This is a genomic window from Deferribacter desulfuricans SSM1 (assembly GCF_000010985.1).
GTDB classification, from domain to species: Bacteria; Chrysiogenota; Deferribacteres; order Deferribacterales; family Deferribacteraceae; genus Deferribacter; species Deferribacter desulfuricans.
The window spans coordinates 1,035,319-1,048,030 of the sequence record NC_013939.1 but is presented as its reverse complement, the minus strand read 5'-3'; the positions used below and the strand labels follow the sequence as shown (position 1 = coordinate 1,048,030).

The window sequence follows — 12,712 nt, the reverse complement described above, 5'->3', positions numbered from 1 at the left end:
CTCACACCCCAAAAGATACTTTTAATATTAATACAATCAACATAGCTACAACAACACTATATATTATATCTATTTTTTTAGCTAAAATTGTACCCGCTAGAAAAAATCCAAAACTTAAAGCATAAATAGTAATATTGTTTTCAAACCCACTTTTATGAATAATTAAAACAATAATAATTCCCAACATAAAAGAAGTAAAAATATCAAAATAACTCGACCACTTATTAAATAATATTTTATTAAACCATTGAATAGTTTCTTTACCATAGCTAAATCCTATATCAAAACCCCTAAACAAAAAGAAAAAATGAAAGAAATTAAAAAAGAACAGATATAAAATAATTGCAAACAAAGGGTTATAAAATGCTAAAACAACAGCTATAACAAAAGATGCTGGTCTTAATGCATGCCAAAAAAAACTATCCCCTAATGCCCCAAAAGCTGACGAATAAATCTTTTTATACTGTTCAGGGTCACCTTTATCTAAGAACTCTCTAAACCAAACACCAACAACAAACATTAACAAAAACGGGTGCGTATTAAAGTAATTTATCTCTTTTTTTATAACTTTATCTGGTATATTGAAGGATTCCTCTTTATTTATCTCCTCCAACATATATGCAAAACCAGTCCCTTGCATATTTTCGTAATTCCAATTCCCCTGATAAAATAAACTTTTCAAAACTCTTTTTATCTTTTTCATATCAAAAACCAACCCATAATAATACCTAATGTAAATATCAAATATTTAACAACACTCTTGAAACTTAAAAATCTAATCAAATAACCAGATGCAAAACAAATAATCAAAATCAAAAAGCTATTTAAATCTTTATCAAAAGAAAATTTAATATTAATAGAAACTATTTGAGTATAAATATAATATACTAAAAAGAATATCGCATTATAAATTATTACCCCTCTGAAAAAAGATAAAATCACTCCCCATGATATAACTTTAGATATTGGGAAATTATAACCTTTAACTCTATTTTTTAAATATATATTCTGATTGATTTTTCTCACAATTAAATCAGTAAAAGTAACTGGGAATGAAAAAATTATTACTAATGTTATTAGTATAAAAAGCTTATATACATTATCAACGTTTATATAAGTCAAGACTAAACAAGCCACATAAGTCATAAAAGAATCATCTCTTGGGATATGAGTACCAACGGGTAAGTCTATTAAACCAATTAACTCAAATAAGATTCCCACTAAGAAAATAGTGTAAAAATTACCAAAAAGCAGCCCAATAAACATCGCAATAAAGATAGGTCTTGAAATCATCAAGTTTAAAGCAGAGTTTCTATCTACAGATATTAATCCAGAAATTAATAACATTAAAAAATATTTCATCATAACAACTTATCAAAATTATTTATATCAACACTTGTTTCCCATGGTAACTTTTTAATATAAATCATATAATTTTGTCTAAGCTCACAAAGCATACTTATTTCATCTTTTGTCAGAAACACTGTATCAGAAACCTCTATTTTATGTTTTCTATTAGCAACACAGCCTATATTGATATATATATCATCATTTAAAATATCTTTTAAGCTATAAAGTGTTGCCACATCTTCAAAAAGCACTAGTAATGAATCATTTATTTGTGATGGGTCAAAACTCTTTTTAAATTCATCTTTGCATTTAAAATCTAATTTAACATCGCTTGGCGTTATACTTGAATAAATGGTTTTCTTCAACATATCGTTACATATATTATCACTCACTATTATTACGTTTTTAATTTTATAATATTTTATCCACCCCTCTATAACTTGCCCATGTATAAGTCTATCATCAACTCTAAAAATTATACGTTTAACCATTTAATAAATCACCTGGCCTTTTTATGCTGTCTTTACCCCTCTCAACAATCTTCTTTGCAATGTCAGTAACATCGTTATTCTCTTCTCTTAAAGTCAAAGCCTTAATCAACATAGGAAGATTAACTCCAGTCACCACATCAACATTATCTTCATTCATATATGCCATTGCAATATTTGTGGGGCTACCACCAAACATATCTGTTAAAATCAAAAGCCCAGATTCTCTATATTTGATAATATACTCTTCCAATATTTCCGCTATATCATTTAAAGATGAACCACTTTGCACTGGCAGTATCTCAACTCTATCTTTTTTTCCAAGAATCATCTCAGCTGTCTTTAATAGTGCCAAACCTAATGAACCGTGTGTTAAAAGAACAATTCCAATCATCTTTTCACCTTTCTATATCTCTATGTTTAATTTTGACATTAATATCTGTTCTTTTCTTAATATATTCATAAATAAACTCCGCAATTACAACAGATCTATGTTTCCCACCTGTACACCCTATTGATATAGTCAAAAACCTCTTACCCTCTTTAATATAGTTTGGAATCAAAAAATTTAAAAGTGATTTTATTTTAACTAAGAATTTTCTACTCCTTTTATCTTTAAACACATAATCTTTTATCCTCTTATCAAGACCTGTTAAAGGTCTCAACTCTTCTATATAATGAGGATTTTTTAAAAATCTTACATCAAAAACCATATCAGATTCTGTTGGTAAACCATATTTAAAACCAAACGATTGAATAATTATTGTAAAAGAAGTTTCAAAAAACTTTGAAAACATTTCATAAATATTACTTGAAAGTTCATTCACATTAAATCTTGTAGTGTCTATCACAAAATCAGACAAGTCTTTTATTTTCTTTAAAAGTTCCCTTTCTTTTTGAATTGATACAATTAAATCATCACCTAAAGGGTGTTTCCTTCTAGTCTCTTTAAAACGATTAACTAAAATTGAATCATCAGCATCTAAGAAAAGTAACTTAGCATTATATTTATCTTTAATATTTTTTATGAAATCAAAAGCTTTATCAAAATCTTTGTTTCTTACATCTATAACCAGAGCAACTTTAGGTATTTCAATATTAAAATCAAATGCAAATTGGAAAAACTTCTCACCCAAAAAAATAGGCAAATTATCTACAGTGTAAAAACCTAAATCTTCAAAAGCCTTAGCAGCTGTTGATTTCCCTGCTCCCGATAACCCAGTAATAATAACAACAGAATGATCTTTATTCATTCAACCCCTTTTTTATAGAAAACATTTTTCATTAATTTAGCCTGTTTTTCCTTTATAGCTTTGTTTATCTTTTCATTTAGTTCCACAGCAGCATCAAAACCCATAAGTTTTAACAAATGATTTCTTGCTGCAGCCTCTACAATTATTGCAATATTTCTACCCGGTGAAACAGGAATATTTAATAAAGGTAATTCTACATCAAGCAAATTAAATGTATTTTTATCAATACCTAATCTATCGTAATCACCTTCTTTATCCCAATCAATCAACTTAACAACTACTTCTACTTTTTTCCTTAATCTTATTGAGCCAATACCATACATCTCTTTTATATTCAATATCCCCAACCCTCTAACTTCCAAATGATTTACCAACAAATCATCACCAAAACCCACCAAAAAATCCTGCTTCCTCTTTATAATCACAACATCATCAGCTACCAATCGGTGGCCTCTTTTTACAAGTTCTAACGCACATTCACTTTTACCTATACCACTTCTCCCCATTATCAAAACACCAACGCCATGTACATCCACTAACACACCATGAACGTTTGTAGTAGGAGCTAGCTTTTCCTCTAAATAAGAAGAAATTTCACTAATAGCCACAGAACTTTTTAAAGGAGTTTTAAGAATTGGGATAGAACATTCTTTGCATGCATCTATAACAACTTTTGGGATATGCTGATTTTTTGTCACCACAAAACAAGAAATATTTTTTTTACATAAACCCAATATCGCATTATACCTTTGCTTTAAATGCAAGGTATTTAAATAAGAAATTTCAGTATTTCCTAATATTTGGACTCTACCCTCATGAATATGATCAGTATATCCAGCTAAACCTAACCCAGGTTTTTGAATCCTATGGTTATTTATAAATTTTTCATGTATATGTTTCTTACCATAAATAAGCTTTAATTTTAAACCTTCAGCTTCCGGTGCTAATAACTCTGAAACCGGTATAGATTTCATTACAATTTATTTTCCTCTTCAACTAAAATATCTATAACTTTTTTAGCAGAATCTTGTTCTAATGCTCTCTTTTTGAAATCAGTCATTTTTACTAATCTCGATATTCTTGCCAATGCCTTAAGGTGTAATTGCATCTTATTTGCAGGAGCTATTACCACAAAAAATAGTTTTACAGGCAAATTATCTACAGCTTGAAAATCTTGTCCAACTTTAGATATGGCTATAATCATTTTTATGTCATCTAAATTAGCCAGTTTTGCGTGGGGGATAGCAACTTCTTCCCCCACAGCAGTAGAACTCAAAAGTTCTCTTTCATATAACGCTTCAAAAATTGCTTGAGAGTCAGATATTGCATCCAACTCTCTAAATTTTTCTGCAAACAATTTCAATAACGCATCTTTATCTAATTTTTCATCTATGAATATCACATGCTTTTCATCAACATAATCAGATATTTTCATTATTTCTCCCTTTTTATGGCTCGATTAATCCAATATTTCCATCATCTCTATGATAAACAACATTTACCTCACCAGTTTCTGCATTTCTAAACACAAAAAAGTTTTTATTCAAAAGCTCCATTTGCATAACAGCCTCGTCAATTGTCATAGGTTTTGCTGGAATCTGTTTTGAAATAATAGTCTTAGGGTTATCTGATTCAATTGTTTCTGAATCAATTACGTTGAGTTTTAATGATGATTCACTATTTGTATCCATTATCTTTTTATTCTTTAATTTCTCTTTATATTTCACTAACTGTTTCTCAATTTTATCTACAGCAAGATCAATAGAGGCATACAAATCCTCTGATTTTTCAAGCCCTTTTAAAAAAACACCTTTTGCATCAACCAGAATTTCTGCAATATGTACATTTTTTTGTATTTCTAACAATACATGAACATCTATAATCTGGTCAAAATAGCGCTTAATCTTTGAAACCTTTTTTTCAACATAACTCCTAATTGCATCAGTCAACTCAATATTCCTTGCAGTGATTTGAATATTCATAAGACCTCCTATTTTATTTTTCTTTTACTTGTAGCTGGTATTCCTAATTCATCTCTATATTTTGCTACTGTTCTCCTAGCAATTTTTATACCTTTTTTTGCCAAAATTTCCACAATTTTTTCATCACTAAAAGGTTTCCTTTTATCCTCTTTATCAATAATATCTTTAATCAGCTCTTTAATATCATCAACACTCACAGCACCGTTAGCTGTATCAAAACCTTTTATGAAAAAGTTTTTTATCTCAAATATACCATATTCACAAGCAAGATACTTATTTGAAGTAACTCTACTAACTGTTGATTCGTGAAGTCCTGTGGCCTCTGACACATCTTTCAATTTTAAAGGTTTTAACCTATTGTCACCTTCCATAAAAAACTTTTTTTGATGTTCTACAATAAATTCAACAACCTGAAGAATAGCCTTTTTCCTTTGATTTAAACTCTTTATAATCCAAAGTGCATTTTTAATTTTATTCTCTACATACTCTTTAGTGTTTTCATCCAAATTATTATTCTTTAACATTTTGAGATAATAACTATTCAATTTTATTGAAGGTATATGCTCTTCATTTAACTTTACTTCCAACCCATTTTTAGTTTTTATAACATAAACATCAGGAATAACATAAACCGTGCTATCAGAAAATTTGAGTCCAGGTTTAGGATCTACCCTTTTTATCAAATTAAGCAGATAATCAAAATAACTTTTTTCAATCTCAAGTTCCTTTAAAATCTTTGAATAATCATTATTTATCAATTCATCCTCATAATTTTCTAAAAGTTCTGAGATATAGTAGATATCAACATCTGAAACATTAAAATCTCTCAACTGTATCAGTAAACACTCTTTCAAATCTCTTGCAGCTATCCCTGAAGGTTCAAACTGTTGAATCCTCTTTAAAACTTCCAAAAACTTTTCTTTAGTAACCCCTAGATACTCAACAGACTCATCAATATCTAATCTGAAATAACCATTTTCAGTAAGATTACCAATAATATACTCACCAATCCTATAATCTTCATCTTTTAACCCAGAAATATTTAACTGAAATAATAAATGACTATATAAATCAGGCTTTTTACTCACAAATTTTTCAAAGTTAATATCCTCATCTTCAGCTACATAATATTTATACTCATCATCAGAAAAAAATGACTCCCATTCCACTTTCTGTAATTCTTTTAGATATGCATCAACTTCTTCTGTATCATTTTTTAAAATATCCTCTTTATTTACGACCTCTTCTAACACAGGATTCTCTTCTAAAATGCCATTTAACTCTTGAGTTAATTCAAACATTGGAAGCTGCAATATATTTAATGATTGTTTCATTTGTGGAGTTATAAGAAGTTTTTGACTTAATTTAGTATTAACAGAAACATCTAATTTTCCCATCTAAATGGTGTACCCCTCTCCTAAATACGTCTTTTTAACCTTTTCATCATTAATTATCTTATCTGGATCTCCATGAGTTAATATCTTACCTTGATACATAATATAAGCTCTATCTGTTATCTGTAAAGTTTCTCTTACATTATGGTCTGTTATTAAAATACCAATCCCCATTTTTTTTAATCTTTCAATCATTTTCTGTATTTCTTGTACTGAAATGGGATCTATTCCCGCAAAAGGCTCATCTAACAAAATTATTTCTGGCTCAATTGAAAGACATCTTGCAATTTCGACCCTTCTTTTTTCACCACCACTTAATGCATAACCGATAGTATCCCTTACATGATTTAAACCAAACTCCTCTATCAATCTCTCAGTTCTTTCTTCAATGATCTTTTTATCTTTAAATTTAAACTCCATTGCCGCATAAATGTTTTCATAAACAGTTAATTTTCTAAAGACTGAAATCTCTTGCGGGAGATACCCTATCCCTAAAGAAGCTCGCTTATAAATTGGTAATCCCGTAATATTTTCACCTTTATAATAAATTTCACCCCCATCAGATTTTATAATACCAACAATCATATAAAAAGTAGTTGTTTTACCAGCACCATTTGGACCTAATAACCCAACAACTTCCCCTTTAGAAAGTTCTAAACTGACACCATCAACCACATACCTTTTCTTGTATCTTTTCTTTAAATTTTTTGCTTCAAGCATGAATAACCTTTATTTATTTTTTTCAGGAGAAAAAATTATCTTAACCTTTTGATTGTTTTTATTTTTTACTTCAACCCTCTTCTCTTTATTAAAATAAACAACTTTATCCCCTTCAAGATAGTTTTTATCCTGCCATATTTTAACATTACCTTCTAAGGTTAAAACGTCTTTTTTTAAATCAAAGATGGCATTATTTGAAATGGAAGTCATATTATCTTTTACTATTTGTACATTTCCATTACACACTATTTTTACAGGTTTATTATCATTATCTAAATAAACATACATCAAATCACTTTTAATCGTTGTATTGTCATAAAAAGCGTTAACATCCCCTTTAAAAATAGATAACTTTTTATTCACATCATAAGAAAGCTCTTTAGAAGTTATTTGCACATTATTTTCTGCAAACAAAATGTTTATAAAAACAAAAAATACTATGAATATCTTAAATAACACCCTCATAACTAACCTCAACATTTCCCAAAAATTTCAAAACATTTTTATTATAATCATAAATAACCTTATTAGACTTAATATACCCTTTTTTATCTTCAATTACAAGTTTACCATCAACTTCTAAAAGCTTTGTTTTTACCCTATAAACACCAATAGCTTCATCAATTGTTCTCAAAGATATATCATTAAATTTACCAACAATTTTACCATTCAATATGACTTTTTCCTCTAAATAATATGTGCATTTATTTGATTGTAATTTCAATTCATCATCACCCTTTTTATAAAATAAATCACATTCTACCAAATCTACCCTATTATTGTTTTTATAATATTTAGCTTCTTTTGCCGAAATCTTATAAAACTCAAAATCTGAAATCCTCTTAGTCATTTCAAACTGTTTCACACTAATAACATCTTTTTTTATATTCAACTGCTTATACTTTATCTTACTCTTAAAATAAGAATTTACAAAGGATATTAAAACTACAAAAACAATTAAAATTAATAAATATCTAAAACTTTTTCCCACTGGCCATTTCTCTTTATTATTTCCTCAATAAAATATCTCACTGCACCCTTCCCCCCTTCAATAGGAACAACCATATCAACAACATCCTTTACGTATTCCGGAGCATCACTAACAGTTGCAGAGAAACCTACCTTTTTTAACAAAGCGATATCATTTATATCATCACCTATATAAGCTGCATCTTCATCAATAAAACCATATCTACTTTTTATTTTTTCATATTCAGCAACTTTATCAGATAAACCTTGATATATATTTTCAATCCCTAATTCAAGACATCTAAACTCAGTAACTTTTGAATCTCTACCGGTAAGAATAAAAAGTTCATAACCTAATTTTTGAGCAAGTTTAATACCTAAACCGTCGCGGACATGAAAATTTTTGATTTCACCATGTTTTTCACTATATATGATTGCACCATCAGTTAAAACACCATCAACATCCAAAAAAATATATTTAATCATACAATCCCCGACTTTAATAAGTCATGTAAATGAACTATACCATATGGTCTTTTTTTATCATCAATTACTATGAGGCTTGTTATAGAATATTTTTCCATTATTTGTAATGCCTTGGCTGCCAAAGAATCTTCATCAATTGTTTTTGGATTTTTAGAAGCAATATCCATAACATTTCTTTCAAAAAGATCTTTATACTTCTCCAACCCTCTTCTTAAATCACCATCAGTTAAAACGCCAATAAGAGCTCCATTGTCATCAACAATCGTAGTACATCCAAAACCTTTTGAGCTCATCTCTAAAATAGCTTCTGTCACAGTCACATCACTTTTTACAACAGGTACTTTATCTCCCATATGGAATATATCAGAAACCTTTAGGAGTAATCTTTTACCTAAACTACCAGATGGATGAAATAAAGCAAAATCCTCTTCTTTAAACCCTCTTTTTTCCAGTAAAGCAACTGCTAATGCATCTCCTAAAGCAAGTGCAGCAGTAGTGCTTGCTGTGGGGGCCAAATTCAACGGACAGGCCTCCTTCTCCACTGAAGCATCCAAAACACAGTCACTTCTTTTAGCTAAAGTAGAGTTTAATCTACCCACTATTGATATCAAAGGCACACCTAATCTCTTTATTATTGGTAAGATAGAAACTAGCTCATCTGTTTCTCCACTATTGGAAATAGCTAAAACCACATCCCCTTTTACAATCATACCCAAATCACCGTGAACACCTTCAGCTGGATGTAAAAAAAGCGAAGGTGTACCTGTAGAAGCAAAAGTTGAAGCAATCTTTTTACCAATTAAACCAGATTTGCCCATCCCAGTAACTACTAATCTCCCTTTGCAATTGTAAATAATATCTACTGCTTTTACAAAATCATCATTTAATTTTTCAATTAAAGAATAAATTGCATCAGCTTCAATTTTTAGAGCTTTTTTAGCAATATCTATCACATCCATAATGTATCCCAAATTCTTTTTATTTCATCAAAAAGCTTTTCAGTCATTTGAAAATCGAGCATATTAGCTCCATCACATAAAGCGCTATCAGGATCTGGGTGTATCTCCATAAATAATCCATCTACACCACAAGCTACAGCAGCACGTGCTAAATAAGGTGCAAATCTTCTTTCACCACTAGAAGCAAAACCTTTACCACCAGGTAGTTGCACAGAATGCGTAACATCAAATATTATATTATCACAAAATTCCTTCATAATTGGAAAACTTCTATAATCTACAACCAAGTTATTATAGCCAAAACTATACCCTCTTTCTGTAATCATAATTTCTTTTGCACCAAAATATGTTAATTTTTCAACGACATTTTTCATGTCCCACGGTGCCATAAATTGCCCTTTTTTTACATTAACTATCTTCCCGCTTTTGGCAGCAGCTTTTAAAATATCCGTTTGTCTACATAAAAAAGCGGGTACCTGCAAAATATCCACATAATCCTTAATTATATCGGCTTCCTTTTCTGAATGAAAATCTGTTAAAATCTTAACACCAAACTTTTCTTTTAACTTAATAAAAAACTCCACCCCTTTTTCAATGCCAGGCCCTCTATATGAATGCACAGAACTTCTATTTGCTTTGTCATAAGAGGTCTTATAAACATATTCAAAACCGTATTTTTCACACAACTTTTTTAAAAATTCACAAGTTTTGAAAGCTATATTATCATTCTCATAAACACAAGGACCTGCAATAATAAGCATTACTCTTTATTCTCCATATCTTTTTTTTCAAGTTTATAATTAAATGAAGCTTTTACAAAATCTTTAAATAATGGATGTGGAGATAAAGGTCTTGACTTAAATTCTGGATGAAACTGGCAACCCAAAAACCATCTATGAGCTTTTAATTCAATAATTTCTACTAAATCCCTATCTGGATTTATTCCAGAAATATGTAATCCTGCTTTTTTAAAATCATCTAAATATTTATTATTAAATTCTAATCTGTGTCTATGTCTCTCTTTAATATCTTCCTGCTGATAAGCTTTAAATGCTAATGAATCTCTAACCAATTTGCATTTATAGGCTCCAAGTCTCATTGTTCCGCCGAGCTGTTTTAAGTTTTTCTGCTCCTGCATATAATCTATCACTGGATATGGTGTTTTTGGATCAAATTCAACACTGTTTGCTCCTTCGTATTTCATAACGTTTCTTGCAAACTCAATTACAGAACATTGCATACCAAGACATATGCCAAAAAACGGGATATCTTTATTTCTGGCATAATTGACTGCATTTATTTTACCTTCTATCCCTCTATCACCAAAGCCACCTGGAACCAAAATACCATCTACATCTTCTAAGTATTTACTAACATTTCCACACTCTAAATCCTCTGCATCAATCCATTTTATTTCAACTTTTAATTTATTGGCTATACCACCATGAATTAAAGCTTCATTTAAACTAATATATGCATCTTTAAGATTTATATACTTCCCAACAACACCGATAGTCACTGTATCTTCAGGATTTTTTAACCTATAAACAACATCTTCCCAGGCACTAAGATCAATATCCCTTTCTTCCATCTTTAACTTTTCTAAAACAATCTTATCAATACCCTCTTTATGTAACAACAGAGGAACTTGATAAATAGTTGAAGCGTCAATAGCATTAATAACTGCATTTTTTGAAACATTACAAAAGAGTGCTATCTTTTTTCTTATTGATTCATCAAGAGGGTATTCAGATCTACATACTAAAATATCTGGTTGAATACCAATTTCCCTCAATTCTTTTACAGAATGCTGTGTTGGCTTTGTTTTCAATTCACCAGCACTCTTTATATAAGGTACTAATGTAACATGGACATAAACCACATCATTCTCATTCAAATCATATTTCATCTGTCTAATCGCTTCTAAAAATGGTAAACTTTCTATATCTCCAACTGTCCCCCCAATTTCGGTAATAACAATATCATAGTCTTCTGAAAGCTTGTAAATATTCTCTTTAATTTCATCAGTAACATGAGGTATAACTTGAACAGTTGCACCTAAATAATCACCACGTCTCTCTTTATTAATTACATTATAATAAATTTTACCAGTTGTTACATTACACTCTCTACTTGTAGATGTTGATAAAAACCTCTCATAATGCCCTAAATCGAGATCTGTTTCAGCACCATCATCAGTCACATAAACCTCACCGTGCTGAAATGGACTCATAGTACCAGGATCAACATTTAAATATGGATCAAACTTTTTTATTAAAACCTTATAACCTCTACTCTCCAAAAGAGTTCCAATTGATGCTGCTGTAATACCTTTACCTAAAGAAGATAAAACACCGCCAGTCACAAATATAAATTTAGCCATTATCAATCTCCTTTGCTATTTCTTCAGCTTTTTTGACATCCTCCATAGTATCTACACATACAGGTTTATAATCTGTCATTAAAACCCTTATTTTATCCCCATTTTCTAAAACTCTTAACTGTTCCAGTTTTTCACATTTTTCTAATTCACCTTCACCCATTTCTGTAAATTTAAACAAATAATTTTTTCTAAATCCGTATATCCCAATATGTTTTTTATACATTATTTTATTATCATCTCTTACAAAAGGGATCATCTGTCTTGAAAAATAAAGTGCATCATTATTTTTATCCACAACAACTTTTACTACATTAGGATCTGAAGCTTCTTCTTCTGCAATTTCACAACAAGCTGTTATCATATTTATATCGGAATTTGCAACCATACTATCAATTAAATCATTTATTAATTTTGGGTCAATAAAAGGTTCATCACCTTGCACATTAATAATTATGTCATCATCTATATACTTTGCAACTTTTGCAACCCTATCACTACCTGTTTTAATATTTTTATCACTCATAACACATTCAAGACCATCAATTTTTTCACATTCTTCTAAAATTCTAACATCATCAGTAACAACAATTACTCTATCCGCTTTAGATAATAAACATCTTGATGCAACACGATTTATCATAGTAACACCGTTTATTTTAACCAAAGGTTTGCCAGGTAATCTTGTGGAATCATATCTTGCAGGAATTATTACTGTAGCCATACTCTCT

At 29.7% G+C, this 12,712-nt stretch carries 17 protein-coding genes; all 17 read right to left on the bottom strand.

All coding sequences use genetic code 11. From position 1 onward, the window contains the following. Position 1: 1 nt before the first annotated feature. The 17 genes from DEFDS_RS05280 to kdsB are packed head-to-tail and all read right to left on the bottom strand — an operon-like array spanning position 2 to position 12,705. Positions 2–703 carry a PTS system mannose/fructose/sorbose family transporter subunit IID gene (locus DEFDS_RS05280; RefSeq protein WP_153801468.1) on the bottom strand — a complete coding sequence of 234 codons (702 nt, stop codon included), beginning with the start codon at positions 701–703 and terminating at the stop codon, positions 2–4. After that, positions 700–1,362, bottom strand: a complete 663-nt coding sequence (locus DEFDS_RS05275; protein ID WP_041223633.1) for a PTS sugar transporter subunit IIC — start codon at positions 1,360–1,362, stop codon at positions 700–702. The genes DEFDS_RS05280 and DEFDS_RS05275 overlap by 4 nt, the downstream gene beginning before the upstream one ends. Further along, positions 1,362–1,841, bottom strand: coding sequence for a PTS system mannose/fructose/N-acetylgalactosamine-transporter subunit IIB (locus tag DEFDS_RS05270; protein WP_013007767.1), 480 nt, complete (start codon positions 1,839–1,841; stop codon positions 1,362–1,364). The genes DEFDS_RS05275 and DEFDS_RS05270 overlap by 1 nt, the downstream gene beginning before the upstream one ends. Next, complete coding sequence (locus tag DEFDS_RS05265; protein ID WP_013007766.1) at positions 1,834–2,232, bottom strand: PTS sugar transporter subunit IIA; 399 nt, start codon at positions 2,230–2,232, stop codon at positions 1,834–1,836. Before DEFDS_RS05265 ends, DEFDS_RS05270 begins: the two co-directional genes overlap by 8 nt. Before the next feature lie 4 nt (positions 2,233–2,236). Continuing rightward, a complete protein-coding gene (gene rapZ, locus DEFDS_RS05260) occupies positions 2,237–3,091 on the bottom strand; it encodes an RNase adapter RapZ (RefSeq protein WP_013007765.1) in 855 nt (284 codons plus the stop codon). Further along, entirely contained in the window at positions 3,088–4,065 is a 978-nt protein-coding gene (gene hprK, locus DEFDS_RS05255; protein ID WP_013007764.1) for an HPr(Ser) kinase/phosphatase, read from the bottom strand. The genes rapZ and hprK overlap by 4 nt, the downstream gene beginning before the upstream one ends. After that, complete coding sequence (locus tag DEFDS_RS05250; RefSeq protein ID WP_013007763.1) at positions 4,065–4,526, bottom strand: PTS sugar transporter subunit IIA; 462 nt, start codon at positions 4,524–4,526, stop codon at positions 4,065–4,067. Before DEFDS_RS05250 ends, hprK begins: the two co-directional genes overlap by 1 nt. A 13-nt stretch (positions 4,527–4,539) precedes the next feature. Then, entirely contained in the window at positions 4,540–5,073 is a 534-nt protein-coding gene (gene hpf, locus DEFDS_RS05245) for a ribosome hibernation-promoting factor, HPF/YfiA family (protein ID WP_013007762.1), read from the bottom strand. Between the two features lie 8 nt (positions 5,074–5,081). After that, on the bottom strand, positions 5,082–6,470 hold the full coding sequence (gene rpoN / locus DEFDS_RS05240; RefSeq protein WP_013007761.1) for an RNA polymerase factor sigma-54: 1,389 nt from the start codon (positions 6,468–6,470) through the stop codon (positions 5,082–5,084). Further along, complete coding sequence (gene lptB, locus DEFDS_RS05235; protein ID WP_013007760.1) at positions 6,471–7,187, bottom strand: LPS export ABC transporter ATP-binding protein; 717 nt, start codon at positions 7,185–7,187, stop codon at positions 6,471–6,473. It lies immediately after the preceding gene. Positions 7,188–7,196: 9 nt separating this feature from the next. Continuing rightward, complete coding sequence (gene lptA / locus DEFDS_RS05230; protein WP_013007759.1) at positions 7,197–7,652, bottom strand: lipopolysaccharide transport periplasmic protein LptA; 456 nt, start codon at positions 7,650–7,652, stop codon at positions 7,197–7,199. After that, the gene (gene lptC / locus DEFDS_RS05225; protein ID WP_013007758.1) at positions 7,636–8,178 is read right to left on the bottom strand and encodes an LPS export ABC transporter periplasmic protein LptC; all 543 of its coding nucleotides are present in this window, start codon (positions 8,176–8,178) and stop codon (positions 7,636–7,638) included. The genes lptA and lptC overlap by 17 nt, the downstream gene beginning before the upstream one ends. Beyond that, positions 8,151–8,642 carry a KdsC family phosphatase gene (locus DEFDS_RS05220; protein WP_013007757.1) on the bottom strand — a complete coding sequence of 164 codons (492 nt, stop codon included), beginning with the start codon at positions 8,640–8,642 and terminating at the stop codon, positions 8,151–8,153. Before DEFDS_RS05220 ends, lptC begins: the two co-directional genes overlap by 28 nt. Further along, positions 8,639–9,601, bottom strand: coding sequence for a KpsF/GutQ family sugar-phosphate isomerase (locus DEFDS_RS05215; protein WP_013007756.1), 963 nt, complete (start codon positions 9,599–9,601; stop codon positions 8,639–8,641). Before DEFDS_RS05215 ends, DEFDS_RS05220 begins: the two co-directional genes overlap by 4 nt. Next, positions 9,592–10,362 (bottom strand): 3-deoxy-8-phosphooctulonate synthase, encoded by a 771-nt coding sequence (kdsA, locus tag DEFDS_RS05210; RefSeq protein WP_013007755.1) that lies wholly within the window; start codon positions 10,360–10,362, stop codon positions 9,592–9,594. Before kdsA ends, DEFDS_RS05215 begins: the two co-directional genes overlap by 10 nt. Next, the gene (locus DEFDS_RS05205) at positions 10,362–11,984 is read right to left on the bottom strand and encodes a CTP synthase (RefSeq protein ID WP_013007754.1); all 1,623 of its coding nucleotides are present in this window, start codon (positions 11,982–11,984) and stop codon (positions 10,362–10,364) included. Before DEFDS_RS05205 ends, kdsA begins: the two co-directional genes overlap by 1 nt. Next, positions 11,977–12,705 (bottom strand): 3-deoxy-manno-octulosonate cytidylyltransferase, encoded by a 729-nt coding sequence (gene kdsB, locus DEFDS_RS05200; RefSeq protein ID WP_013007753.1) that lies wholly within the window; start codon positions 12,703–12,705, stop codon positions 11,977–11,979. Before kdsB ends, DEFDS_RS05205 begins: the two co-directional genes overlap by 8 nt. Positions 12,706–12,712: the final 7 nt, after the last annotated feature.